At 70.1% G+C, this 26,883-nt stretch carries 18 protein-coding genes; 14 read left to right on the top strand and 4 right to left on the bottom strand.

What is annotated here, in order from left to right; genetic code table 11:
- Positions 1 to 6: 6 nt before the first annotated feature.
- The 5 genes from LUU90_RS17890 (at position 7) to LUU90_RS17870 (ending at position 8,168) form a co-directional block, all read left to right on the top strand.
- The gene (locus LUU90_RS17890; RefSeq protein WP_275005010.1) at positions 7 to 2,538 is read left to right on the top strand and encodes an ATP-binding protein; all 2,532 of its coding nucleotides are present in this window, start codon (positions 7 to 9) and stop codon (positions 2,536 to 2,538) included.
- Positions 2,535 to 4,535 (top strand): hypothetical protein, encoded by a 2,001-nt coding sequence (locus LUU90_RS17885; protein WP_275005009.1) that lies wholly within the window; start codon positions 2,535 to 2,537, stop codon positions 4,533 to 4,535. The genes LUU90_RS17890 and LUU90_RS17885 overlap by 4 nt, the downstream gene beginning before the upstream one ends.
- Entirely contained in the window at positions 4,535 to 5,161 is a 627-nt protein-coding gene (locus LUU90_RS17880; protein WP_275005007.1) for a hypothetical protein, read from the top strand. The genes LUU90_RS17885 and LUU90_RS17880 overlap by 1 nt, the downstream gene beginning before the upstream one ends.
- Positions 5,162 to 5,271: 110 nt before the next feature.
- Entirely contained in the window at positions 5,272 to 6,459 is a 1,188-nt protein-coding gene (locus LUU90_RS17875; protein WP_275005006.1) for a M23 family metallopeptidase, read from the top strand.
- 179 nt (positions 6,460 to 6,638) lie between these two features.
- Positions 6,639 to 8,168 (top strand): MDR family MFS transporter, encoded by a 1,530-nt coding sequence (locus LUU90_RS17870; RefSeq protein WP_275005005.1) that lies wholly within the window; start codon positions 6,639 to 6,641, stop codon positions 8,166 to 8,168.
- Positions 8,169 to 8,254: 86 nt separating this feature from the next.
- Here LUU90_RS17870 and LUU90_RS17865 read toward each other — a convergent pair whose 3' ends face one another.
- Positions 8,255 to 9,547, bottom strand: a complete 1,293-nt coding sequence (locus LUU90_RS17865) for an SMI1/KNR4 family protein (protein ID WP_275005004.1) — start codon at positions 9,545 to 9,547, stop codon at positions 8,255 to 8,257.
- Positions 9,548 to 9,608: 61 nt separating this feature from the next.
- Here LUU90_RS17865 and LUU90_RS17860 point away from each other — a divergent pair, with 61 nt between their 5' ends.
- Positions 9,609 to 10,559: a ribose-phosphate diphosphokinase gene (locus LUU90_RS17860; RefSeq protein WP_275005003.1), complete on the top strand. Its 951-nt coding sequence runs from the start codon at positions 9,609 to 9,611 to the stop codon at positions 10,557 to 10,559.
- Here the strand turns inward: LUU90_RS17860 and LUU90_RS17855 are convergent, their stop codons facing one another.
- Entirely contained in the window at positions 10,560 to 12,011 is a 1,452-nt protein-coding gene (locus LUU90_RS17855) for a CCA tRNA nucleotidyltransferase (RefSeq protein WP_275005002.1), read from the bottom strand.
- A gap of 153 nt (positions 12,012 to 12,164) precedes the next feature.
- On the opposite strand from LUU90_RS17855, the gene LUU90_RS17850 reads away from it, so the two are divergent.
- The 8 genes from LUU90_RS17850 to LUU90_RS17815 all read left to right on the top strand — a co-directional run bounded on the left by LUU90_RS17850 (position 12,165) and on the right by LUU90_RS17815 (position 23,062).
- Positions 12,165 to 12,797: an NUDIX hydrolase gene (locus tag LUU90_RS17850; RefSeq protein ID WP_275005001.1), complete on the top strand. Its 633-nt coding sequence runs from the start codon at positions 12,165 to 12,167 to the stop codon at positions 12,795 to 12,797.
- Positions 12,794 to 15,004, top strand: coding sequence for a DUF6049 family protein (locus LUU90_RS17845; protein ID WP_275005000.1), 2,211 nt, complete (start codon positions 12,794 to 12,796; stop codon positions 15,002 to 15,004). The genes LUU90_RS17850 and LUU90_RS17845 overlap by 4 nt, the downstream gene beginning before the upstream one ends.
- A gap of 85 nt (positions 15,005 to 15,089) precedes the next feature.
- A complete protein-coding gene (murJ, locus tag LUU90_RS17840) occupies positions 15,090 to 16,817 on the top strand; it encodes a murein biosynthesis integral membrane protein MurJ (protein ID WP_275004998.1) in 1,728 nt (575 codons plus the stop codon).
- Positions 16,818 to 16,979: 162 nt separating this feature from the next.
- The gene (locus tag LUU90_RS17835) at positions 16,980 to 18,848 is read left to right on the top strand and encodes a hypothetical protein (protein ID WP_275004996.1); all 1,869 of its coding nucleotides are present in this window, start codon (positions 16,980 to 16,982) and stop codon (positions 18,846 to 18,848) included.
- Between the two features lie 240 nt (positions 18,849 to 19,088).
- The gene (gene trxB, locus LUU90_RS17830; RefSeq protein ID WP_425596255.1) at positions 19,089 to 20,063 is read left to right on the top strand and encodes a thioredoxin-disulfide reductase; all 975 of its coding nucleotides are present in this window, start codon (positions 19,089 to 19,091) and stop codon (positions 20,061 to 20,063) included.
- A gap of 67 nt (positions 20,064 to 20,130) precedes the next feature.
- Entirely contained in the window at positions 20,131 to 20,457 is a 327-nt protein-coding gene (gene trxA, locus LUU90_RS17825; RefSeq protein ID WP_275004992.1) for a thioredoxin, read from the top strand.
- A 160-nt stretch (positions 20,458 to 20,617) separates the two neighbouring features.
- Positions 20,618 to 21,928 (top strand): PLP-dependent aminotransferase family protein, encoded by a 1,311-nt coding sequence (locus LUU90_RS17820; protein ID WP_425596254.1) that lies wholly within the window; start codon positions 20,618 to 20,620, stop codon positions 21,926 to 21,928.
- Between the two features lie 96 nt (positions 21,929 to 22,024).
- Positions 22,025 to 23,062 carry a D-alanine--D-alanine ligase family protein gene (locus LUU90_RS17815; RefSeq protein WP_275004991.1) on the top strand — a complete coding sequence of 346 codons (1,038 nt, stop codon included), beginning with the start codon at positions 22,025 to 22,027 and terminating at the stop codon, positions 23,060 to 23,062.
- Positions 23,063 to 23,174: 112 nt separating this feature from the next.
- Here the strand turns inward: LUU90_RS17815 and LUU90_RS17810 are convergent, their stop codons facing one another.
- Together LUU90_RS17810 and LUU90_RS26505 are read right to left on the bottom strand one after the other, a co-directional pair.
- Positions 23,175 to 24,449, bottom strand: coding sequence for a ParB/RepB/Spo0J family partition protein (locus LUU90_RS17810; protein ID WP_275004990.1), 1,275 nt, complete (start codon positions 24,447 to 24,449; stop codon positions 23,175 to 23,177).
- A 97-nt stretch (positions 24,450 to 24,546) separates the two neighbouring features.
- Positions 24,547 to 26,703, bottom strand: a complete 2,157-nt coding sequence (locus tag LUU90_RS26505) for an AAA family ATPase (RefSeq protein ID WP_425596253.1) — start codon at positions 26,701 to 26,703, stop codon at positions 24,547 to 24,549.
- Between the last annotated feature and the right edge of the window lie 180 nt (positions 26,704 to 26,883).

The following is a 26,883-nucleotide window of genomic DNA, read 5'->3' as shown; positions in this document are numbered from 1 at the left end:
GCCCTCATGCTGAGCCACATCTCGGCCCTGACCGACGGCCTCATGTGGACCCGCACCGGGACCGTGTGGGCGGTCTGGCGCGTGTCCCCCGTGCCGTACGCATTCCAGCCCGACGACAAGAAGCACGCCGCGCGCCGGCACCACACGGCGCTCTACCGCGCCCTGCGCGGCGAGTCGCTGCACCTCGGCCTGACGGCGGCCACCGACCCGGCGTCGGTGGTGCTCTCGATGATTGAGGGTGTCGACCTGACCGAGCGCGAGGCGTGGGCCGCCGAGTGCGAGGCCACCCTCGACTTCCTGGAGCAGATCCCGATCGGTCGCCGGGTCCACTGGATCGCCGCGCCGCTGGCCAACCCGGGCGCGAAGGCGTTCATGGAGCCGCTGCGCGCGAGCTGGACCACCCTGCAGGACACGCTGATGATGCCGCGCTCCGTGCCCGGCCGGCACGCGATCGGCGAGCGGGCGGCGCAGGCGGAGGCGCTGCGCAAGGAGATGCCCTCGGCGTTCGACCCGCGGCCGGCGACGGTCGCCGAGATGGCGTGGATGTTCGGGCACGCGATGCAACGCGGCCTGGGCCTGGACACGGCGGTACCGGTCGACGGGTCACTGGACGCCGAGATGCACCTGTCCGGCCCGTCCGTGCTGCCGTCCGCGCTGGTGGATCCGGCCGGGCAGACCGACTCCGAGAAGAAGCTGGGCCCGCTGCAGATCCTGAAGCGGCCCTACGTCAAGGTGCTCGACCCGACCAACCCCGAGCTCGCCTCGTACCAGACGACGCTCGTGGTGAGCGATACGCCGTCGGGCGGGATCGTGTACCCAGGGTGCGAGTGGATAGGACGCGTCGACGAGTCCGGGGTGCCGTGCGACTGGGCGATCCGGATGACCGTGCGCTCGCGGGACGAGGTGACCAACCGCAACCGGCGAGCGGTGCGCACCCTCAACGACCAGTTCGACCAGCGTTCCGAGGAGGAGCGCGCCGGGTCGTCCCTGGACACGACGGCACGTGCCCTGGGCGAGTACCAGGCGGTGATGGACGCCGACGAGCTCGAGGTCGAGGTCGACGCCACCACGATGTTCACCGTCTCCGGACATACGGCGGAGCAGGCGCTCGACGACGCCCGCGACCTGACCAAGTACTTCGCCGCCATGCAGTTCTCGCTGCGTACCGACCCCACCATCCAGCCGACGCTCTTCGAGGCCACCCTGCCCGGCATGCCGACACCGCGGGCGGTCCGGGAGTACTCGCAGATCACCACGGCGCGGGCGTTCTCGGCAGCCGTACCGTTCGCGACGACGGAGCTGGGCGACACGTCCGGCGCGCTGTTCGCCCTGGAGATCTCGAACGGTGCCGCCCGGCCGAACCCGGTGTTCGTGAACCTGGCCGGAGCCACCGACAAGCTGGACGTCGCGCTCGCCATGGGCTTCGTGGGCGAGCTGGGCTCCGGCAAGAGTGTCTCGATGAAGACGGTGGCCATGGACAACGTCGACATGGGTGCCACGCTCATGGCGGTGGACCACACCGAGATGGGCGAGTGGGGCATCGCCGTGTCCGAGATCCCCGGCTCCCAGGTCGTGGAGATCTCCGAGGACGCGACGGTGTCCCTGGACCCGCTGCGGATCCTGCCGCCCGCGCAGGCCCCGCGCGTCGCCCGGGCCTTCATCACGGTGCTGCTGTCGGTGCAGACCAAGTCCGAGCAGAACGTGCTGCTGTCCAAGGTGCTGCAGACCGAGTACATGTGGCGCAACAAGATCACCTCGCTCGGCTCGCTCGCGCGGCACCTCGAGGTGGACTGCGAGTACCCGGGCGCCAAGATGCTCGCCGACGAGATGCGGATCTTCTCCGAGCTCGACTTCGGGCGCGCCCTGTTCGACGACTCGCTGCCGCCGCTCGACCTGAGCTCGCCGGCGATCGTGCTGCACACCCACAAGATGCAGCTGCCCTCGCGGGCCGACATGGAGCACGGGCACCTGTTCGCCGAGCTCAAGGCGGAGAAGGTGTTCGGCCGTGCCACGTTCGCGCTCATCGCGTCACTGGCGCGGTACCGCTGCTTCGCGGACCGCTCACGGCTCGACATCTTCGCCGCCGACGAGGCGTCGAAGACCATGTCGTCACCTGAGGCCGCCGAGGAGATCGGTACGTTTATCCGTGACGGTCGTAAGCACAAGGCCGCTCTCCTGCTCGGCAGCCACGACGCCGAGGAGGACTTCGGCAACGAGGTGGTGCGCGGACTGATCCCGTTCCGCGTGCTGCTGCGGCACCGTGACGCCAACCTCGCCCGGCGCGGGCTGCGCTGGCTGCACGGCCTGTCGACCGACTCACCGGTGGACGAGGGCCTGGTCAAGCTGATCACCGAGGGCACCGCCCCGGTGACCGACGCCGCCGTCGGCGTGGTCGAGGAGCGCCGCGGTGAGTGCCTGATCCGGGACTTCCAGGCCCGGTACGGCCGGGCGAAGGTCATGGCACCCCTGGTGGACAAGCGCGCCGAGACGGTCAAGACGACCCCGACGAGCTCCACGGGCGCGGTGATCGGGGCATGAACCGGCTAGCACCTCTTCCGGTCGCCGACCCGGGTGGTGGGCTCAACCTGGAGGACACGCAGGGCGTGGCCGTCGACCGGTTCATGCTGCAGTGGGACACGGGTTCACCGTGGAACCCGCTGAACGTCGACTCCGAGATCTTCTCGACCCTCGCGGGCATGTTCTGGGTCTGGTACCGGGACATGGTCGCGGTGCAGATCTGGGTGCTCGACTGGGTGCTCGGCATGGACTGGCTGGGCTACATCCTGGCGCCGCTGGCGGGCCTGAGCATCATCGTGCAGGGCATGATCGCGCAGATCGGCCTGCTCAACCTGATGCTGATCATCCTGGCGTTCGTCGTCGGCTTCTGGCTGCTCAAGGGCCGGTACGCGGGCGGGTTCATGGAGCTGCTGATCGGCTGTCTCATCGCCGCCCTGGCCACGGGGTTCCTCGCCAACCCGATGGCGACGATCGGCGGTGAGCAGGGCGTCATCATGCAGTCGCGGAACGCCGGCATGGACATCGCCACCGGTTTCGCGACCGAGGGTGCGTCCTTCCAGCGGGACTCCACGGTGATCCGTGACGGCCTCAAGGGCCAGCTCGTGGACACCCTGCTGCGCGCGCCGCACCAGATCATCAACTACGGCACGGTCATCGACGGCACGGGCTGCGAGGACACGTACACCGAGAACGTCGGCCGGGAGAATGCCGTCGACGCCATCGGGGGCTGCGACGACGCCTACCACGAGGCGGCGTCCACCGTCGACGCCGGCACCGTCGTCTCGACGCTCAGCCTGCTCACCACGGGCTTCGTCTTCCTGCTGCTGTCCGTGGTGATCGTCGGCGGCACCATCTTCGCGGTGCTGCTGCTGGGCTGGTCGGCGATCAAGCTGCTGTGGCAACTGCCGGTCGGCGTCATCTCCAGCGGTACCCGCGCCCAGCTGTTCCGCACGTTCGCGAGCGTGGGCTTCGGCTGCATCCTCGTCGCGATGGCCACCATGTTCCTGGTCGCGTGGATGAAGATGCTGCTCGGCTTCTACGACGCCACGAGCGGCCTGCCGTTCCTCGTGCGCCTGTACCTGTTCAACACGCTGGTCATCGCGGGTGCGGTCTTCTACGTGCTGATGGGGGCGAGCGTGCGGCAGGGCCTGCGCGCGCTGGCCGACAAGCTCGCGGCGGCCGGCGTCCCCTCCCAGGTGGGCGAGCCCGCCGCGATGCCCTGGGACGGCACCGCGAAGTGGCGCGACCGCTACAACAAGGCGAAGGAGTGGGCAGGCGTCGGCATCGGCCCGGCACCCGTGAAGCCGAACGGGGACGGGGTGCAGATCGACGGCAACGACATCCAGGCCGCCGGGCCGTCCACGATGGACGGCACCCCCGGCAGCGGCTCGGTCGGCAGCACCACGGGCGGGGCGTCCGGCGGCGCGGCGGGCGACGACAACCGCACGGTCCCCATCCGGATCGGCGCCCCCGGGCAGCCGGTCGGGCCCGACGGCGTCCCGGCGGGCACGGACGACGGCGGTGGCGGTGCCGGTGGGGGCAACGCCTGGACCGCTGCCGCGCGTACCGTCCAGGACGGGTCGCCCGACGGCGGCCGCCCTGGCACCGAGCCTCTGCCGGACGGGGCCAACGCCGGTGAGAAGCCGTCGAACGAGCCGAGCCCGCACCTGCCGCCGACCGCCGGCGAGCGCCTCAACGACCGGCTCGGCAGCGCGCGCCGCACGGGGACGTCGGTAGCGCTGCAGGCGGGAGCCATGGTCGCGAGCGGTGGTACGTCCGGCGCCGCGGTCGGTGCCTCCAGGGCGCTCAGCATGGTGCAGAAGGCCCGGCAGGCCAAGCAGGCGCTCGGCGCCGCCCGGGACCTCGGCAAGCGGGGTGAGCGGTCGCAGAGCGCCGCGCGGCTGGCCCAGTCGCTCAACGCGGCACGTCAGGGTGGGGCGCCGCAGGCCGGCGGGCCGCAGCCGTCGGCGATCGTGCACAATCCCGGCCGCCGTCAGATGCGAGGGCTGGGTCGCTGATGAAACGAGCAGTCATCGTGGCGATCACCATCGTCGCCCTCGCCGTCGGAACCTGGATCGGCTGGCCGCGCGAGGGCGGCCCGGTCGATCCCACCGCGCAGGAGAGTGCCGGTGCCGCCATGTCGCGGGAGCAGGACGACTTCGAGGATCCTGTCGGTTCTCCCGGGGACGACACGAGCGAGACGGCCGCGACCGAGAGGGTCGAGGGTGATCCGGGTGCGGGCGACCCCGCCGTCGAGGTGACCGGCGAACCGGAGTTCGACGAGACCGCGCCGAGCGAGCCGGTCGAGGCGACCTGGGACGAGAGCGTCCGGGCGGCGGCGCGTGACGCGGCGCTCGCGACCATCGCCGCGTTCGCCGCGACCGACCAGACGGCGGACGCGTGGTGGGACGGGCTCGAGCCGCTGCTCACCCCGCAGGCCCGGCCCGTGTACCAGGACGTCGACCCCCGGCTGGTGCCCGTGACCGAGGTGACCGGTGACCCGGAGGTCACCGACGAGACGTCGACGCTGCTCGCCGAGGTCGCGGTGCCCACGGACATCGGCCCCTACACGGTCCTCCTGACCCGGTCCGACGGCGCGGCTCCCTGGCTCGCCGAGCAGATCAGGCCGCCGGAGGGGTCGTGAGCGGGCGGGGTGCCGCAGGCCTCGCGACCCGTGTCGCATCGCAGGCGGTCCGGTCGGGAAGCACTCGGCCGGGCAGGGGCAGGAAGAAGGACAGCTCCACGAGGCGCGCGGTGCTCGTGCTGGCCGTCCTGGCGGCCGCTGTCCTGGCGGTCCCCGCCGCGGTCATCGCGATGGTCGTGCTGGTGGGCGGCGCCGTGAGCGAGAACCAGTCGCAGAACGGCTGCAGCATGTCGGCGTCGGTCGTCCCGGCAGGTGATCAGCCGAAGCCGGCCGGCGGCTTCACGGGCGAGCAGCTCCAGAACGCGTCGGTGATCCTGCAGGTGGGCCAGGAACGGGGGGTGCCGGCCCGGGCCCAGGCCGTCGCGGTGATGACGGCGCTCGGTGAGTCCGGCATGCGCAACCTGTCCTACGGCGACGACCGGTTCGGGGTGCGTAACCCCGACGGGACGCTCACGTCGTCGATAGGCATGTTCCAGGAGCAGAAGTGGTACGGGACGGTCGAGGAACGCCTCGACCCCGTGCAGTCGTCCGGCCGGTTCTACGACCGCCTGCTCGCGGTCACCGGGTGGGAGACGCTCGAGCCGACGATCGCCGCGCACAAGGCGCAGCGCAACGCCGACCCGTACCACTACCAGAAGTACTGGGACCAGGCACTTCAGGTGATCCAGCTCGTCAGCGGGGTGGACGAGCAGGATCTCCCGGCACTGTCGGAGTCCATCCAGGGCGCGGCGGCGGGTGCGCCCTGCATGTCCGGCTCGGTGGGGCAGGCCGCCGTCGGCGCGGGCGGGTGGGCCAACCCCGCCGTGGGGTCCAAGGCGTCCGGGTTCGGTCCGCGCAACACCGGCATCGCGGGGGCGTCGACCTACCACCTGGGCCAGGACATCGCGGCGTCCTGCGGCACGCAGGTGTTCGCCGCAGCGGCGGGGCGCGTCGTGATCTCCGGGGCGACCGGCTGGGGCACCGGCAACACGATCCGCATCGAGCACGGCATGGGACTCGACTCGACGTACGGCCACCTGCTCACCGGCACCAACCTGGTGCGGGTCGGTGACACGGTGCAGGCCGGACAGCAGATCGCGTCCATGGGCGGCGACTCGCGCATCGACCCCGCGGGCGCCGGCACGTCGTCGGGCTGCCACCTCCACTACGAGGTGCGAATGAACGGCCAGGCCATCGATCCGGAGCCGTTCATGGCCGGGCAGGGCGTGACGCTCGGCGTGGCCGCACCGGTCACGGAGTCGGTCTCCCCCCGCGACGCGACGGACGCGGTGGAACCCACGGGCGCGCGGGGGAACTGACGGTTGCCGGGTCGGCGGCGGGCGCACCGATGAGTTCTGCTGACCGCAGGCGTCGGTAAAAAGAGGTCGCGATCATCAGCGGGAATACCCGACGATGATCCGGCGTCGTTTAGACGTAGGTCGTGTGCAATGTCGCTCTCGATCTCGGCCCGCGCGCACCGTACCGAGAGGGCAAGCCTATGAGTACCGACATCATCGACACATCCGACCATGTGAACGACCGACCGACCGACCGGCCCGCAGCCGGTGACGCCCCGGCCGACGCCCCTGTCCCGTCACGGACCGACAAGCTCGGTCCGGGTCACTTCCGTGTCATCGCGCTGCTCATGGCGAGCGCGTTCACCGTCATCCTCAACGAGACGACCATGTCGGTGGCGCTGCCGCCCATCATGGCCGACCTGAACGTCACTGAGGCGACAGGCCAATGGCTCACCACGGCGTTCATGCTGACGATGGCCGTGGTCATCCCCGCGACCGGGTTCCTCATCAACCGGCTGGGCACCCGTGGTGCCTATCTGCTGGCGATGTCGCTCTTCACGGTGGGCACCGCGCTGGCGATGGTCGCTCCGGGCTTCGCGCTCCTCGTGACCGGCCGCGTCGTGCAGGCGACCGGGACGGCCATCATGCTGCCGCTGCTCATGACCACCATCATGAGCATCGTTCCTGCGCACATGCGCGGACGGGTCATGGGCAACGTGACGCTCGTGATCGCGCTGGCGCCGGCGCTCGGCCCGACCCTGTCCGGGGTCGTCCTCGAGCCGCTGGGCTGGCGTGGCGTGTTCGGTGTCGTGCTGCCGATCTCGTTGCTCGCTCTGACCGCCGGCATCCTGTGGATCCGCGACGTCTCCAACCGCGAGACGCAGCACCTGGACCCGCTCTCCCTGCTGCTCGCGCTCGTTGCCTTCGGCGGTCTGGTGTGGGGCCTGTCGGGCCTGGGTGAGGCCGCGGAGACCCCCGCGCTGATCAACCCGTGGATCCCGCTCGTTGTCGGCATCGCGGTGCTCGGCCTGTTCATCTGGCGGCAGATCGCGCGACAGCGCACCGACTCCGCACTGCTCGACCTGCGCACGTTCCTCCAGTCCAACTTCCGCCTGGCGGTCGTCATCATGGCGATCTCGATGATGGCGATGTTCGGCACCATGATCGTGCTGCCGCTCGTCCTGCAGAGGGCGGTGGGGATGGAGCCGCTGACCGTCGGTCTGCTCATGCTGCCCGGCGGTGTGGCGATGGGTCTGCTGGGCCCGGTCGTCGGTCGGTGGTACGACCGGTTCGGCCCGCGGCCGATCATGATCCCCGGCACCGCGATGGTCACCGTGGCGATCGGGGCGTTCGCGTTCCTCACGCCCACGACGCCGCTGTACTACATCCTCGGCGCGCACATCCTGCTGATGATCGGGCTGGCCTCCGTGTTCACGCCGCTGTTCAGCGCCGCCCTCGGGGTGCTCGAGCCGCACCTGTACTCACACGGCTCGGCGACGATCAACACGGTGCAGCAGGTCGCGGGCGCAGCCGGTGTCGCACTGTTCATCGCGATCATGACCATCCGGCGGACGGCCCTCGAAGACTCCGGGACGGCCACCGCGGACGCCATGGCCAGCGGTGCGGGTCTGGCCTTCGGTATCGGCGCCCTCCTGATGGCAGCGACCATCGGGCTGGCGGCGATGATCAAGCGTCCGGAGAACGACGGTGAGTTCAGCGGCGGTCACTGACCTGAGCAGGCTGGAGCCGCGGGCATGAGGAGGGCGGGAACCCGGGACAGGGTTCCCGCCCTCCTTCGCGCCCTCGGCCCGGTGCGTTACCGGTCGAAGATCCGGTCGAGGAGGCCCTTGGACTCGGGCCGCGTCACGCGGTTGACCGCTATCGGCTCCAGGCCGCGCAGGTCGAGCAGCCTGTTCGCCACGGTGATCGTCGCGCTGAGCGCCGGCGGGCGCGCTGGATCGGGCACCAGTCCGGCGGCCTTGAGCGTGTCCGGCACGGTCCCGGCGTCGAGCCGTTCCGCCCAGCCGGCCGGATCCAGGTTGAGGAACTCGGCGGGCTGGTCGGGCTCTCGTCGCTGGTCGAGCCCGCTCCGTTGGTCGAGCCTGTCGAGACCTGGTGCCACGGGGCCCGGCCCCTGCTCCGGTCGCGCCGAGCTCTCCTCCCGCCCGACGAGCAGCGCCGCCAGGCTCGCCGCCCGGTACACCGCCCCGGCGCGCATCTCGTGATCGAGCAGCACCACCTGGCCCACGTACCCGTTCACTCCTGGTGCGAGGTCGGCGGCGTAGACGTTCCCGGCGCCGTCGGTCCCCACGGGGAACCAGAGCGGCGAACCGATCGCCGGTTGCACCCGGCCGGACGGGTCCTCCGGGGCGAACGTGCCGGCGTCCGCGGTCCAGGTGCTGAAGCGGGCGGCCGGGAGGAACGCCTCCCGGAGGAAGCTTCCCCTCAGCGGGACTATCTCGAACCCGCCGAACCAGCCCTCCTCGGGCGGGAGCCTCAGGTTGCCGGAGCCGGCCGTCGCGTACAGCGCGCGCACCTCGTCCGGCAGGCGCGCCCCGGACAGGTCCGCTTCGGCGGCGGCGATCTCGTCGGGTGTCGCGCCGACGGCGTCGGGCATCCGCTCCGCGATCACGCGCGCGACCGCGTCCGGATCGGCCGACGGCGCCACGGCGGCGCTCGACGGCGGGACGATCGTGGCGTGGTACTGCGCGGGAAGTGCCCCGGGCTCCAGCACCACCTCGAGCACGGGAGCGACCGGCCCCGAGACCACGGCGGACGGCAGTGCGAAGAGTTCGACCACGTCGTCATCGGGGCGCGCGGCGGCGGCGACCCGCACGTGCTGCGGGGTGTCCGGTGTGAGCGCGGCGATCTCGCGCAACGCGTCGTCGAGCGCGGCCTTGGGTCCGGGGCCGCCGGTCCGAGCGGCCTCGCGGGCGAGCGTGCGGTAGTGGTCACGGCGGACGTCGGCGTCGCCGTCGTCCAGGTACGTGCCCTGCCATGCACCGCGGCCGACCGAGCCGACGAACTCGCTGACGTCCGTCCCAGGCGGCGCGGAGCGGCGGAGGGCGTCGACGAACGGGTCCCAGGTCTGCCAGTCGGTGAGGCTCATCAACCACATGATGCCGTCTCGTGCCTAGGCGCGTCGGCTCGGCGTTCCGTAGACTTCCGCCATGGCCGAGGTGCGGGTCTTTGCGGGTACCGGGGGTCAGCGCTTCGCTCACGAGATGTGCGCTGCTCTCGACGTTCCGCTGAGTCCGATCAAGATCCAGCGCTTCGCGAACGACTGCCTGCAGGTACAGCTGCTCGAGAACTGCCGTGAGCGCGACGTCTACCTGGTCCAGTCGGTGGTGACTCCGGCGCAGGAGAGCCTGATGGAGCTCCTGCTGATGATCGACGCCGCCAAGGGCGCCTCGGCGGCACGGATCACCGCCGTCATGCCGCACTTCGCGTATGCCCGCTCGGACAAGAAGGACGCGCCGCGGATCTCGCTCGGTGGTCGACTCGTCGCGGACCTCCTGGAGACGGCAGGGGTGAACCGCATCCTCACGATGACGCTGCACGCGCCGCAGGTACACGCGTTCTTCCGGGTACCGACCGATCAGCTCAACGCGCTCCGCGAGCTGGCGGCGCACTTCCTGCCGAGCGACCTGTCGAAGGCCACCGTGGTCTCCCCCGACCTCGGCAACGCGAAGAGCGCGTCAGCCTTTGCCAAGATGCTCGGTGTTCCCGTCGCGGCGGCCGCCAAGGAGCGGTTCGACGGCGACCGGGTCGAGATCACGTCCTTGATCGGTGACGTCACCGGGCGCGACATCATCGTGCTCGACGACGAGATCGCCAACGGGTCGACGATCATCGCCATCCTCGACCTACTACGCGAGCACGGCGCGCGCACGGTCCGGATCGCCTGCACGCACGGCATCTTCGCGAACGACGCGGTCCACCGGATCGCCGCGGACCCCGACGTGGTCGAGATCGTCACGACGAACACCGTGCCGTCGACCGGGCTCCTGGCACACGACAAGCTGACGGTGATCAGCGTGGCGTCGGCGTTCGCGGAAGCGGTGCGGCGGATCCACAGCGGTGAGTCGGTCAGTGCCCTCTTCGACCCGACCCACGTCTAGCTACCCCTGGGCCGCCGATCGCTCCGCCCACCACTTCTTGAGCTCTTCCGTCGCCACGTCCTCGCCCAGCGGGCCGCGTTCCATGCGCAGGCCCAGCAGGTACTTGTAGGCCTCGCCAACCTCGCGAGACGGCGAGATCCCGAGGATCGCCATGATCTGCGTGCCGTCCAGGTCGGGACGGATCGCATCGATCTCCTCCTGCTCGCGCAGTGCGGAGATCCGGTCCTCGAGGTCCGTGTAGGCGTCGGACAGCCGCTTGGCCTTCCGCTTGTTGCGGGTCGTCGAGTCAGCTCGGGTGAGGCGGTGCAGGCGCTCGAGGAGCGGACCGGCGTCGGTCACGTAGCGGCGGACGGCGGAGTCGGTCCATGCGCCGTCGCCGTACCCGTGGAACCGCAGGTGCAGCTCGACGAGCCGCGACACGTCCTTGACCACCTGCTTCTCGAACTTGAGCGCCTTGAGCCGCTTCGCGGTGAGCTTGGCCCCGACGACCTCGTGGTGATGAAAGCTCACGCCCCCGCCGGGCTCGAAGCGCCGCGTGGCCGGCTTGCCGATGTCGTGCAGCAGCGAGGCCAGGCGAAGCACCAGGTCCGGTGCCGGCACGGCGCCGTCGGGCCCGGTCTCCTGGGCGATCGCCTGCTCCAGCACGGTGAGCGAGTGCTGGTAGACGTCCTTGTGCCGGTGGTGCTCGTCGATCTCGAGCTGGAGTGCGGGCAGCTCGGGCAGCACGTGCTCGGCGAGGCCGGTGTCGACCAGCACCTCGAGACCCGCACGCGGGTTGTCGCTCAGGATCAGCTTGGTGATCTCCGCCTGTACGCGCTCTGCCGACACGATCTCGATCCGCCCGGCCATGGCGACCACTGCGGCGAGCGTCCCTGGTTCCACGTGAAACGACAGCTGGGCCGCGAACCGTGCGGCACGCATCATGCGCAGCGGATCGTCGTCGAACGAACGCTCGGGCGCGATGGGAGTGCGCAGTACCCCGGCCGCGAGGTCGCTCAGACCGTTGAACGGGTCCACGAATGTCAGGTCGGGTACGCGCACGGCCATCGCGTTCACCGTGAAGTCACGCCGCGACAGGTCGCCGTCCAGCGAGTCCCCGAACGCGACGAGCGGCTTGCGGGACGCGGGGTCGTACTTGTCGGTCCGGTATGTCGTGACCTCAACCACGACGTCCCCACGCCGCGCGCCGATGGTGCCGAACTCTCTGCCGATGTCCCAGTTCGCGTCACCCCAGCGCGCCAGGATCTTCTGCGTCTGGCTCGGCGACGCCGACGTCGCGAAGTCGAGGTCGTTGCTCGCACGACCCAGGAACGCGTCCCGGACCGGCCCGCCGACCAGCGAGAGCTCGTGCCCCGCGGCGCGGAACTGGTCGCCCAGCTCGAGCGCGGCGGGTGCCATCTCGGTCAGCACGCCGAGCGCGCGCCGCAACAGATCCTGCTCAGGGGTAGACACAGCCCAAGATTCTCCCAGACGTGACCCCGCAACACTCACCGCAGGATCACACGCGTCGACGAGCATCGTCCTGTGCCTCGAACCTTGGACCGAAACCGCCCCCACCCCCCTCTCCTGACCAGACCAACGGTGCTCAGTCGGTAGTGTTGGGGCATGTCCACCCCTGTTCCGGCGAGCGACCGTCCTGACGGTCGCCCGGAGGTGCCGCCGCCCCCCGGCGGAGCGCCCTTGCGGGTGAATCCTGCGCGGCGCGCCGCCGCGAGCAGCCCTGCGCATCTGCCCATCGTGGACGAGACGTCCGCCGGCGGCCTGGTGCTGCGGGGCGGGTCCGAGCGTCCCGAGGACTTCAGCGCGGCAGTGCTGCTGCGCCGGAACCGCACCGGACGCCTGGAATGGTGCCTGCCGAAGGGGCACCTCGAGGGTCGGGAGACGCCGCAGGAGGCTGCGATCCGAGAGATCCGCGAGGAGACCGGTATTCGCGGCTCGATCCAGGCGGAGCTCGGCGTGATCGACTACTGGTTCACCGGTGAGGACCGGCGAGTCCACAAGGTGGTGCACCATTACCTCTTGCGCGCGGAGGGCGGTCGCCTGACCGTGGAGGACGATCCGGACGGCGAAGCCGAGGACGCTCTCTGGGTCAGGGTTGACGAGCTCGCCGAGCGCCTGTCGTACCCGAACGAGCAGCGGCTGGCAGTCGCCGCCCTGGATCTCCTCGAGTCGTCGAGGACCCTCCGGGACGCGCTGCGTGCCGACGCCTTCCCCACGGAGCGCCCCGACCTGCCATGACGCAGCACCCCGACCTCTCCCGCAGCACCGCCCCCCGCAGGGCGGCCCGTCACACCGGCATGATCGGCGCCGTGCTCCTGGCGGCCGTGATGGTGGTCGGGTCAGCCACCGTCCCGGCGACCGCCACCGTCCCGACGTCGGTCCCCGCGGCGCCGCCCGACCAGGGCGCCCTCGACATCTCGATCACCGACATCTCGCACCCGACGGCGCTGCCGGGCGACGAGGTGACCGTCCGGGCCAGGATCACCAACGGCACCGGAACCGTGGTCTCCGGCGCGAACGCCAGCATGACCGTCGACTACGCAGCGCTCACGACCCGCTCGCAGGTCGCTGAGTGGGCCTCTGCGGACCTGCTCGATCCGGTCCGCGGCAAGCCCACCACCAAGCCGGTGGGGCGCCTGGCCCCGGGTGCGTCCAAGGACGTCTCGTTCACCTATGACCCGGGTGCCGAGGCACTGCAGGGATTCGGCCCTCGCCGGCTCGCTGTCAGCGTCGACGACGTCACGGGCCGCCTGGGTATCGCCCGCTCGTTCCTGCTGTACGACGCCCAGGACCCCGACGACGTCGAGCCTGCGCCCATGCAGCTCAGCATCCTCGCCGGTGTCACCGGCCCCGCCACCGACCCGGCCGACCAGAGCATGTCCGACATCGAGCTGGCCCAGCTGGCCGCAGCCGGCCAGCGGCTGGACGGCGTGGTGGAGGTCGCGGAGCACAGCAAGCTGTCGCTCGCCGTCGACCCCGCGGTGATGGCCGTGGCCGCGGCGTCGAACGACTCCGCCCTCACTGCCTGGTCCGAACGGCTGCTCGACGCCGCGGACGACACGACCACCTACGCGCTTCCCGACCGCGACCCCGATCTCGCCGCACTCGCGCACGCCAACGTGCGCACGACCGGCCCGCGCAGCTTCCTCCAGGCCCCCCGCCTCGGTAACTGGCCGGTCCCGGAGACCTGGCGTTCGGGCCTCGCCTGGCCGGCCGACGGCGTGGTGCCGGACCTGGAGACCCTCGGGCTCGCCGTGGCAGCGGACCGGTCGAACGTCCTGGTCAGCGGTGGACTCTCCGCGGAGAGCGGCACGGCGACCGGTCGAGCGGAGGTCGCCACCCCGTCGGGCACGGCGCACGCCGCCGTCACGGACTCCGCCCTCACGCGCGCGTTTCTCTCGGCGACCGACGTTTCGCAGGCGGATGCCACGACCAGCGAGAGTGCGACGGACACCGATTCTGTCGGTACCACCGCCACCACCGCCGAGGGGATGCAACGCCTCCTCGCTGAGACGGCGGCCGTCGTGAGCCAGGCACCGGAAGAGTCGCCGACGATGTCGATGGTGATGCCGCGCACCTGGACCCCGGACGCCGAGGCCGCCACCGCCATCCTGAAGGAGCTCGACGACGCCGACTGGGTCGAGACGACGACCCTGGACCAGGTGTTCGCACAGGATGCGCCGGACGTCGTGCGCGAGCCTCTCCCGGACCGCCACGTGGCCAAGGCCGAGCTCTCCGCCGGCCGGGTCGCCGCGCTCGAGCGCGCGCGGGACGCGGTCGTGACGTTCTCCTCCGTCGCCGTGGACAACCCTGGCCCGCTCTGGCGGCCGGGAGTCGCCCGCCTGGCCGCTCCGCTGGCGGTCGCACAGCGTGCGGACCCGGGCATCCGTGACGTGCTCGCGCGGCGAGCCCTCGACGAGACCGAGGAGCTCACGCAGCAGTCCGTGACGGTGGTCCCCCGCCAGGACATCAACTTCATCACCGACGTCGGCAACATCCCCGTGCGTGTGCGCAACACGCTCGGTGTGGACGCGACCGTGACCGTGGTGCTGCGCCCCGACCACCCGCGGCTCACGGTCGACGACCGTGTCATGGAGACCGTCCCTGCCGGGCAGGAGCTCGACGTGCAGGTGCCGGTGCGTGCCATCGGTTCCGGCGACGTCGAGGTCACCGCGCAGGTCCTCACGCCGACCGGCGCCAAGATCACCGACGACTCGTCGTTCCAGGTCCGCGTCCGTGCAGGCTGGGAAGAGGTGGGCACCTGGATCACGGCAGGCCTCGTCGCGCTGCTGTTCCTGGCCGGGATCTGGCGCACCGTCCGCCGCGGGCGCTCGCCGTACCGGGCCACCCGCGAGGACATCGAGGAGGCGACCGGGACGTCCGCGGAGGCGCCCGAGGCGATGTCCGTCCCGGCAACGGACCCGGTGATCGTCCGGGCAGAGTAGTGTTTCGGCCGCCGCACACGTCGGCCGCACAGTGCCGGGCAAGGCCCCAGACAACGGGAGTAGTCGCTTGACCCAGGAGAACGCCGTGACCGCACCGACCGACCCCGCGTCGGACCCCAGCTCGGAGGCTGCCAGCGGTCCGGGCACGCCCGCCGCGGCGCCGCCGTCCCGCGGGCTGGGGCGCAACTCGATAGTGATGGCGGCCGGAACGGCCGCCTCCCGCCTCGGCGGGCTCGTCCGCAACATGATGCTGGTGGCCGCCATCGGTTCCGCCGGCACGGTCGCGAACGCGTTCGACGTCGCGAACAAGCTGCCCAACGTGCTGTTCGCGATCCTCGCGGGCGGCATGCTGAACGCCGTCCTCGTGCCCCAGATCGTCAAGGCGTTCCGTGCGCACAACGCACAGGAGCGGATCGACAAGCTGCTCACCGTCTCCGCGGTCGGCATCCTCGCGATCACGGCGATCCTCACCGGCGCCTCCGCGTGGGTCGTGATGCTGTACACGGACGGCTGGACGGCGGAGCAGCTCGCGTTGGGCACCGTGTTCGCCTACTGGTGCATCCCGCAGCTGTTCTTCTACGGCCTGTACACGCTGCTGGGCCAGGTGCTGAACGCGCGTGAGCAGTTCGGGCCGTTCATGTGGGCGCCGGTCGCCAACAACGTGGTCTCCGTCATCGGCTTCGGCATCTTCCTCGTGGTGTTCGGCACCTCGCCCGAGCTCGGCATCAACGACCTGTCGGAGTGGAACACCCCGCGCACGGTCCTGCTTGCCGGCACCGCGACCCTCGGTATCGCGGCGCAGGCGCTGGTGCTGCTCGTGCCGCTGCTGCGCTCGGGTTTCCGCTGGAACTTCCGCCTCGGGCTGCGTGGCATCGGACTGCGCTCGGCAGGCTCGGTCGCCCTGTGGACGTTTGCCGCGGTGCTCCTCGAGCAGGCGGGCGTTCTGTACCTGACCCGGGTCGCGGCCGAGGCAGGTGTCTCCGGTGGTCCAGGAGTCGAGTACGCCGGCAACGCCGCCTACACGCAGGCGCTGCTGATCTACCTGCTGCCTCACTCGCTCGTCACGGTCTCCATCGCCACCGCGCTGTTCACCGGCATCAGCAAGGCCGCGCAGGAGGGCGACACGGACCGCGTCCGTGACGACCTCTCCCTGGGTATGCGCACCATCGGCGTCTTCACGGTGTTCGCCACCGCAGCCCTGACCGTCCTGGCCGCACCCGCCACGGCGTTCATCGTCCCGACGGCGGGCCAGCAGGGCACCGCCCTCATCGCGCCGGTGCTGGTCGCGCTCTCGTTCGGCCTTGTGCCGCTCGGCGCGATGGCCCTCATGAAGTGGGTCTACTACGCCTACGAGGACGGCCGCTCCGTCTTCTGGATCACCGTCCCGTCAACGCTCACGCTGGTGGGCGGGCTCATCGCGGCGCAGATCTGGCTGCCGGCCGAGACCTGGGTGATCGCCGCCGGCGGCGCCTACGCCCTGTCCAACTGGATCACCGTGCTCCTGCGCACGCGCGGCCTCAGGACCAAGCTCGGCGGGCGGCTCGACGGGGGCCGGGTGCTCACGCTCCACGCCAAGACGCTCCTCGCGGCCGTCGTCTCCGGCCTCGCCGGCTGGGGCGTGTACCAGCTCGTCGGTGGGTTCGACGCGCTGTCGTTCGGTGACGGCTGGGTGCTGACCATGCTCAGCGGCCTGTGGGTGTCGGCGCTCTGCGGCCTGGTCATGCTCCTCGTCTACGTGCTGCTGCTCCGCCTGCTCCGGGTGCGGGAGCTCGACCGCCTGCTCGGTCCGCTGCTGGCGCGGCTCAAGCGCTGACCTGCTCCGCCGTGACAAAAGCGCAGATCGTTGATCTGCGCTTTTGTTGCGTTCAGGCGACATTTCGACCGGCTGTCGGCGGTTCCGCGTAGCATGGCGACGGTGCGCGGCCCTTGTTGTCGCGCACCTGCTACTGTCCCCCGAGCGAGCGAGGAGGTCCGCGTGAGCACCGTCGAGCCAGGCAGCGTGCTGGTCGAGAGATACAGGCTCAGCCAGCAGGCGTCGACCGACCTTGCCGCGGCAACCGCCTGGGAGGCGCACGACCTGATCCTGGACCGTGAGGTCCGTGTGACCCTCGTGACGGGGCCCTATGCCGGCGACTCCTTGGACTCCGCCCGCCGTGCCGCGCTCGTGACGGATCCCCGTCTGGTCCGCGTCCTCGACGCCGGGTCCGACGCCGACGGCCGCAAGTATGTCGTCACGGAACCGCACACCGGCACCACGCTGACCGAGGTCGTCTCGAGCGGCCTGGTCGACGAGCAGCAGGCCAGGGCGATCGTCGGCGAGGCGGCCTCTGCCCTCAGCGTGGCGCACGCGCGCGGTGTGCACCACACCGCGCTGCGTCCCGAGGCCGTACGGGTGGACGGCCACCAGGTCCGGGTCACCGGCCTGGGGCTCGACGGCGGTCTCGCCTCCGGCGAGACGCTCAACGTCCAGCCTGCGCAGCTCGACGCGCAAGGTCTGGTAGCCCTGCTCTACTACGCGATGACGGCACGCTGGCCAGGCCAGGACCTCGAAGCCGACTGGATCGCTAAGGACACCCTGATCCCGCTGCCCGCGCAGCACGACGAATCCGGCGCTGTGGCGCCGCTGTCCACGCTGGTTCCCCACGTGGACGCCGACATCGATGCTCTGGTGGGCCGGACGTTCAACGCGCCCGGCAGCACCGACGGACCGATGAACCCCGACGACGTGACCACGGCTCTCCTGCCGTGGGGAGAGGTTTCCGTAGTGGCATCGCTGCCTGGATTTGTGCAGCCCGAGCCGGAGGGGCCGCGGCGGCAGTCCATCGCCGACGCTTTCGGCGGCGGCGAGGGCACACCGCCCGTACGACGCCCCGTCACCGGACGGATCGCACGCAACGACGAGACGATGGCGATGGGAGCGGGCAATGTGCCCGCGGGTTATCCCGAGCCGCAGAACGAGTACACCTACGAGCCGCAGACCTACGGCGAGCACAACCCTGTGCCGCCGCCTCCCCCGGGTGGCGCTGCGCCCGTGGGCTACGACCAGTTCGGCCAGCCCGTCGGGCAGGTCCCGCCCGGGTACGACCAGGCGCAGTACGCGCAGCAGGGCGCACCTCAGCAGTACCCTCCCCAGTACGCCCCGGGTGGCTACGACCCCAACGCCGGTCACTACGACCAGGACGGGGGGTTCGCCACACAGCCCGCACCCAAGCGCGGTGGCGTCAATCCCACGCCGATCGTGCTCGGGCTGGTGGGTGTCGCCGTGGTGGCGGGCCTGATCTGGGCGATCAACGCCGTGCTCACGCCCCCGCCGGCCCTGATCGCCGAGGCTTCGCCGACGCCGACGGTGTCGTCGTCGGCCGGCGGCGCCGGTGAGGAGGGTGAGGGCAGCGCGCCTCCGTCTCCCCCGGCGCAGACCGAGGCGCGTCCGGTGATCGACTCGGCAGCGCTCCTGGGCACTCTCGACTGGGAGGGTCAGACCATCGACCACCCCGAGAAGGTTGAGCTCGCGTACGACACCGACCCGGCGACGTTCTACTACACGACCACCTACCAGCAGGCCGCCTTCGGTGGTTTCAAGGACTCGCTCGGCATGGAGCTCAAGCTTCGGGAGCCGGCGTCGGTCACCAAGGTGGAGCTGCTGACCAACACCCCTGGCGGCAAGGTGCAGATCCTCAAGGGCGGCGAGGGCGGCGAGGTGCTCGCCGAGGGCACCTTCTCGAACACCACGACGTTCGAGCTGACCGAACCCGTCGTGAGCGACTCGTTCACGATCTGGGTCACCGAGCTTCCGCAGGTGTCGGACGGCTTCCGTCTCGAGCTGAACGAGGTAGTGCTGAGCTGACCCGCCGTGGTCAGCCAGCATGAGCAATCCAGAACGCCGGTGGGAACGAACACATGATGTCGATGGTTCGTTTCCCCGGCGTTCTGCGCGTCCGAGCACCTAGGCCTATGGCCCATCGAAGAAGTTCGATGTGCTGTGGTGAGGTTCACGCTCGGCACCGCGCTCCAGGTGACCTGGCCTGGAACACTAGGACACGGTCGCGTGTTATGGCGTGTGCCCATGGAACTCGAGGAGAACACCTTGACCGAACAGACCACCGCTCCGGCTGCCGGGAACACCGACGCCGCCGTGCTCGACGTCGTCATCGTGGGGTCCGGCCCCGCGGGATATACCGCAGCCATCTACGCCGCGCGCGCAGGCTTCGCGCCCGTCGTCATCGCGGGCTCGGTCACTGCCGGTGGCGCTCTGATGAACACCACCGAGGTGGAGAACTTCCCCGGCTTCCCCGCCGGGATCCAGGGTCCCGACATGATGGAGGCCATGCGTGAGCAGGCCGAGAAGTTCGGCGCCCAGGTCATCTGGGACGACGCCGAGCAGGTCGAGCTCACCGGCGAGGTCAAGACCATCGTGACCGGCGGCGGCGACACCTATCGCGCCCGCGCCGTCATCCTTGCCACCGGCTCCGCGTATCGGGAGCTGGGCCTCTCTGACGAGAAGCGTCTCTCTGGGCGCGGCGTCTCGTGGTGCGCCACCTGCGACGGATTCTTCTTCCGCGACCAGGACATCGCAGTGGTGGGCGGTGGTGACTCCGCGATGGAGGAGGCCACGTTCCTCACCCGGTTCGCGTCCAAGGTCACCGTCGTGCACCGCCGCGACGACCTGCGCGCCTCCAAGATCATGGCCGAGCGGGCCCTCGCGGACCCGAAGATCGAGTTCGCGTGGAACAGCGAGGTCGCCGGCATCACCGGTGAGAACAAGGTTTCGGGCGTCAGCCTGCGCGACACGGTCACCGGTGAGATCCGGGACCTGGAAGCGACCGGCCTGTTCGTAGCGATCGGTCACGAGCCGCGCACCGACCTGGTCAAGGGCCAGGTCGACCTGGATGAGAACGGCTACATCCTCGTCGAGGGCCGCAGCACCCGCACGAACCTCCCCGGCGTCTTCGCCTGCGGCGACGCCGTCGACCACACCTACCGCCAGGCGATCACGGCCGCCGGCTCGGGCTGCTCCGCGGCGCTGGACGCCCAGGCGTTCCTCGACTCACTGAACGACTGATCTCCCGGCCGACTCTCACCGAACCCGCCCCTCTCGGCCCTCAGGGCCACGAACAAGGAGATGCTGGATGAGCACCATCAAGGTCACCGACGACACCTTCAAGACCGAGGTTCTCGACTCTGACATTCCTGTCTTCGTCGACTTCTGGGCCACCTGGTGCGGTCCGTGCCGCATGGTGGCGCCGATCCTCGAGGAGCTCTCGGACGAGTACGAGGGCAAGATCAAGATCGTCAAGATCGACACCGACGAGAACCGCCAGACCGCCATGGACTACGGCATCGTCTCGATCCCGACGCTCAATGTCTACAAGGGCGGTGAGGTCGTCAAGTCGATCATCGGCGCCCGTCCGAAGCGTGCGCTGACCGAGGAGATCGACGCGGTCCTCGCCGACTGATCCGCACACCTCGCTACGACGAGCGCGTGTCCGTCCACCTGGTGACGTCACCAGGTGTGGCTCCGGACACGCGCTCTTGTCGTTCCCAGGCGCGTAATCTCACCGTTTCGCCACGATCGGTCACAGGGCTGCACACCCCCCTCATGCGAGACTGGGCCGCGTGAACGAGCTCCCCGAGACCGCCGGTAACCGCCTCGACCCTTGGTTCGGCTCCTACGCGGCACGGGCACACGGCATGCGGGCGTCGGAGATCCGGGCACTGTTCTCGGTGGCGAACCGGCCCGAGGTGGTCTCGCTCGCGGGCGGCATGCCGTATCTCGAGGGCCTCCCGCTCGACGTCATCGCCGAGACCATGCAGCGGCTCATCATCACCAAGGGAACCACCGCCCTCCAGTACGGCTCCGGTCAGGGCGAGGAGAGCCTGCGCGAGCACATCACCCAGGTCGTCGCCCTCGAGGGTGTCTCCGCCCATCCTGACGACGTGGTCGTCACCACCGGATCACAGTCCGCACTCGACCTGGTGACCCGCATCTTCGTGGATCCCGGTGACGTGGTGATCGCCGAGGCGCCGTCGTACGTCGGAGCGCTCGGCGTCTTCAGGTCATACCAGGCCGACGTCGTCCAGGTGCCGCTCGACACCGACGGGCTCGTCCCCGCGGAGCTCGACGCGGCCCTCACGCGCCTCGCGGCAGCCGGTCGACGCGTGAAGTTCGTGTACACGGTCCCGACCTTCCAGAACCCCGCAGGTGTCTCGCTGTCCGCCGAGCGCCGCCCGCAGGTGCTCGAGATCTGCCGTCGGCACGGCGTCCTCGTCGTCGAGGACAACCCGTACGGCCTGCTCGGCTTTGACGAGGAGCCGATGCCCGCGCTCCGCTCCTACGACACGGACGGGGTGCTGTACCTCGGCTCGTTCTCCAAGACGTTCGCCCCCGGCTACCGCGTCGGCTTCGTGATCGCACCGCATGCCGTACGGGACAAGCTCGTACTGGCGAGCGAGTCGGCGGTCCTGTCGCCGTCGAACGCCTCGCAGCTCGCCGTGGCGACTTACCTTGAGACGTGCGACTGGAAGGCGCAGATCAAGGCCTACCGCGAGCTGTACCGCGAGCGACGCGACGCGCTGGTGGGTGCGCTGGGTGAACATCTACCGAGCGCGTCGTGGAACGTGCCCAAGGGTGGGTTCTTCGTGTGGGTGCGGCTGCCCGACGGCCTCGACGCGCGTGCGATGCTCCCCCGCGCAGTCACCGCGCGCGTGGCGTACGTGCCCGGCACCGCTTTCTACTACGACGGCAGCGGCTCCGACCACATGCGCCTGTCGTTCTGCTTCCCCACACCAGAACGGATCCGTGAGGGCGTGCGCCGGCTCGCCGGCGTCGTGAACGGCGAGTCCGAGCTGGTGCAGATCTTCGGCACCTCGGCACAGCCCGACCCCGACACGGACGACGTCGAAGGCCCCGCGCCCGACCTGGCGTGACCCTCGGCACTCAGGTCGGGCGCGCAGGTCACCCGGTGTGTCGCCGTCTGGCACGATGACAGCTGACCCGTTGATCACTACCGAGTGAGTCTCTCGATGCCCAGTTCCGCCTCCACCCCCTCCGCACCGACGTCGCCCGATGCGCCGGCGGGCTCGCCCGCAGTCCCACCCCTGCCCGACGCCGCAGGGCGGACTCCGCTGGTGGCCGTCCTCGCCGGCGGGCTGTCGCACGAGCGTGACGTGTCCCTGCGGTCAGGCCGGCGGGTCGCCGAGGCACTGCGCTCCACCGGCCTGGAGGTCGTGCTGCACGACGTCGACGCCGACCTCCTGACGTTCCTGCGTGAGACCGGACCCGACGTGGTCTGGCCCCTGCTGCACGGCGCCTCCGGCGAGGACGGCTCGGTGCGCGATGTGCTGGACATGGTCGGTCTGCCGTACGTGGGCTCCGGCCCGCGCGCCAGCCGCGTCGTCTGGAACAAGCCGATCTCGAAGGCCGCTCTGCTCGACGCCGGCCTCGCCACGCCTGACTACGTGACACTCCCCCAGAGCCTCTTCCGGGATCTCGGCGCGCAGCCGGTGCTCGACACGATAGTGCGGCACCTCGGCCTCCCCCTCGTCGTGAAGCCGACCGAGGGTGGATCTGCACTAGGCGTCACGATAGTGAGCCGCGCCGAGGATCTGCCGCGCGCGATGGTGGAGTGCTTCGCCTACGGCGAGACCGCCCTCATCGAGCGCGCAATCACCGGGGTCGAGCTGGCCATCAGCGTGATCGACGGACCTCGAGGACCGGAGGCGCTGCCCGCCGTGGAGATCGTGGCCGACGGCGGTTACGACTATGCGGCCCGCTACGTCGCCGGAGAGACCGAGTTCTTCGCTCCCGCCCGCCTCACGGCGGACCAGGCGGCCCAGGTGTCGGACGCTGCCGTGCGCGCTCACGAGGCCCTGCACCTGCGTCACCTCTCGCGCACCGACCTGATCCTCGATGCCTCGGGTACCGCCCACATCCTGGAGGTCAACGTGGCGCCGGGCATGACGGAGATGTCGCTCCTCCCGCAGGCCGTCGCGGCGAGCGGCCGTGACCTCGCTCCGCTGTACCGCACCATCGTGGACACCGCCCTTGCTCGGGCGCGGTAGCACCAGCTACCGCCGCGTATGAACGGCTCTGGGCCGGCTTCCCTGGTGAGGATGCCGGCCCAGAGCCGTTCATGCGCCGCCGCCGAGTCTTCGGCGCCGGCGTCTCAGCGCGTCAGGAGTCGGTGGGCGGCTTCAGGAGCCCGCGCTCGTCGGGAGCCATGACATTGAGGATCCGGTTGAGATCCTCAACCGAGGCAAACTCCACGGTCATGCGGCCCTTCGTCTTGCCGAGCGCCACCTTGACCCGGGTCTCGAACCGGTCGGAGAGGCGGGTGGCCAGCTCGTCCACCGCCTCGCTGCGGGTTCCCGCTCGCGGCGCCTTGCGCGCCTTGCCAGTGGCACCGTCCGACTCGGTCAGCATGACGATCTCCTCGGTCGCACGCACCGAGAGACCCTCCGACACGATTCGCTGAGCGAGTCGCTCGATCTCCGCCCCGTCGCTCAGTCCGAGCAGCGCGCGAGCGTGGCCTGCCGAGAGCACGCCCGCGGCGACACGGCGCTGCACCAGCGGGGGCAGGCGCAGGAGGCGCAGCGTGTTCGAGATCTGCGGACGGCTGCGCGCGATCCGGTTCGCGAGCTCCTCGTGCGTGCAGCCGAAGTCGTCGAGGAGCTGCCGGTAGGCGGCGGCCTCTTCCAGCGGGTTCAGGTCCGACCGGTGCAGGTTCTCCAGCAGCGCGTCGCGAAGCATGTCACCGTCGTCGGTGTCACGCACGATCGCCGGGATCGTCGCGAGCTCGGCCGCCTGGGTCGCGCGCCAACGCCGCTCACCCATGATGAGTTCGTACTCACCCGGGTTCTCCTTGTCGGGACGAACAACGATCGGCTGGAGTACGCCGATCTCCCGGATCGACTCGACCAGCTCGTCGAGGTCCCCCTCGTCGAAAACCGTGCGCGGCTGCCAGGTGTTCGGGCGGATCGCAGTGACGGGGAGCTCGGCGAAACGCGCGCCCGGCACCGGAAGAAGTTCTGCTGTTTCACGTGAAACCGAGGCCGCGCCATCCTGCTCCCGGCTGAAGAACGTGTCGTCCAGTGCCGAGGCGCCACCACCCTCCGCCGCCTCGTTCGCGACCGAGAGCCGGCCACTCGCGATCGCCGAGTCCCACTTCACCGTGCTCGGCCGAGGCCCGTTGTTCTTGCTGGTCTTCTTCTCCGCCGACGGATCGGCGGCGACGGTGCCGACCGGGACGGTGCCGACCGGGACCTCGTCCGTCGCCTCGAGCGCAGGCGATGGGCGCTCCTCGACCACGGTCGCCACTGATCCGCCCAGTGCGTTGTCGGCGCCGTCGGACTCGCCCAGTCCTGTTCCGGGACCCTGTTCGTCCAGCTCAGGACCCGTCGGGATCAGGGCGCCCAGGCCCCGCCCGAGCCCGCGTCGCTTCGCACTCATCGTGTCTCCTCGTCGGTTCCGGTCTCGCGCCCAGCGCGGACAGGCTTCGTCTCCATCGTCACGGTCCGCATCGCGCCCCGTGCGTCACTGCGGACCATCAGTCCTGCGCCCCGACCGGCTCTGCCTGCATCGCACGGCGCGGGCTCGAACCACCCTGGCCGCGTTCGGCCAGTTCACGGGATGCCTGAAGGTACGCCAGTGCACCCGTGGATGTCGCGTCATAGGTCATGACCGTCTGGCCGTAGCTCGGAGCCTCAGAGATGCGCACCGAACGCGGGATCGTCGTCTTGAACGTCTCGGCCGGGAAGTGCGAACGAACTTCGCCGGCGACCTGCTGTGCCAGGTTGGTGCGACCGTCGTACATGGTCAGCAGGATGGACGAGACGCGCAGCTCCGGGTTGAGGTGGGAGCGGATCAGGTCGATGGTCTTGAGCAGCTGGCTCAGCCCTTCGAGCGCGTAGTACTCGCACTGGATGGGAATGAAGACCTCGCGACCCGCCACGAACGCGTTGACCGTGAGGAGGCCGAGGCTCGGCGGGCAGTCGATCAGGACGTAGTCGATCCTCTCCTCGCCGGCGGCGATGCGGTCGGCGAGGTACTTGTCGATCGCCTTCCGGAGCCTCGTTTCACGTGAAACGAGCGAGACGAGCTCGATCTCGGAACCGGAGAGGTCGATGGTCGCGGGAACGCCCCACAGGTTCGGGATGTCCGGGCACTGCTGCACCGTGCTGGCGAGGGACTCCCCCTCCACCAAGATCTCGTACACCGACGGGGTTCCCGCGCGGTGCTCAATGCCCAGGGCGGTGGATGCGTTGCCCTGCGGGTCGTTGTCGATGACCAGCACGTTGAGGCCGGACTGGGCAAGCCCCGCGGCGACGTTCACCGTGGTCGTCGTCTTGCCGACCCCTCCCTTCTGATTGGCCACCGTGATGATGCGAGTCTTCGGCGGACGAGGGAATCGTCGCCCCTGGAGCTCGATACGTCGGCGAGCATCCATCGCGAGCTCGGCGGCGACAGGCGTCGTATCGTCAACGGCCGGAACGGTTGCGATGAGGGCTGACCGACGCTCGTCATCGCCACCGTGAGGGCCGCCCGTGGGCTGCTGCGTGCCATGGGGCATCTGCGCGGCCCCGGACGTTTCACGTGAAACGCCGGGAGCGGAGAGGCTCTGCACAGGAATCGGATCCGTCACGCGGCCACTGTAATCGCTGGCCACGTCATCTGGCTCGGACTCCGCCTGAGATTCTCTGTCGAAATGTGTGAATTCCGGATCCACAAGGGCAACCGCCTCGTCATCGTCCGCGTGCGAGACCGGACCAAGGACTGCGGGCGCCGCATTCACGGCCGCATCGAGCGCTTCGCTGGCTCGCTTGATCGCGTCAGCTGGAACCGGGCGGTCCGACGGCAGCTCCTCCATCTGATCCGGATCGGAGTCAGCTGGGGCCGGCACCGTGCCGTGCTCGGCGTGGCCGACGCTCATCCCCACGTCGACCTGGTTGATCACCTCGGCGGTCGCTGACTCAGCGGTCTCGCCGACACCCTGATGCTCAGCGGCGGTCGCGGGCGTGGTCACCGACTCGATCAGCTCACTCAACGCAGCAACGCTCTTTCCCTTATGGCCCGGGCGGTCCTGACCCCAGACCTCATCCCGCGGCATGTCGTCCATGATCTCGGGCTGTGGCAGCACCATGTCCTCGGACGACAGCACGGCAGGGTCCGCGATCCTGTCGACCTGAGCCCCCGCGTCGGTCCTGCCTTCGCCGGCCTTGAGCTCTTCCGCTATGCCTCCCGCCTCAGGAGCGCCGGACTCCTCGTCGACCGAAGTGGATCCCTCGGAGCCGGCCTCGTCGGCGGCGGATAGCTCTTCGGCGCTGGACAGTTCCGGGGTCACGGACGGTTCCGGAGTCATGGACGGCTCCGCGGTGACGGCCGTTGCTGCCCCCGCTTCGGCACCTGGTGTCCCGGCGGAGAAGGTGGCCGCTTCCTGGCCGTCTGACTCCAACCCTCTCTCCGCAGATATCGGCCGGCCATCAGATGTCTCGATCGCCGGCCTCGCCGTCCGGTCCGGCGCAGCCGCATCGCTCGAAAGGACGCTGGCGCGTGCCGCGGCGTCCTCAGACCCCGTCGTCGGATCCACGTCCACGTCAGCCAGGACCACACCCAATCCCCCATCGGGCGCGCCTGCCATCCGGTCGGCCGTCGCGTCGGCCGCCGGGGAGGACTGATCGACGAGCACGGCGACGCTCGAGGTCACCTCTGCCGCCATCGCCTCGGACCGCTCTGTCTCAGTCGCGGGCTCCCCCATAGCGGAGGCCGGTTCGGAAGCGGACGAGTCGGACGCCGTTTCCGGGGCAGCCGACGCCGCAACGGACTTGGCTGCCGCTACTCGCTTGGACTTTCGTCTGAAGAAGCACACGCCTGTAACGCTAAGGTC

Origin of the sequence: Promicromonospora iranensis, assembly GCF_028994775.1 — a bacterium.
Lineage (GTDB): Bacteria > Actinomycetota > Actinomycetes > Actinomycetales > Cellulomonadaceae > Promicromonospora > Promicromonospora iranensis_A.
The sequence above is the reverse complement of the archived record's forward strand: the minus strand, read 5'-3'. Positions and strand labels throughout refer to the sequence as shown.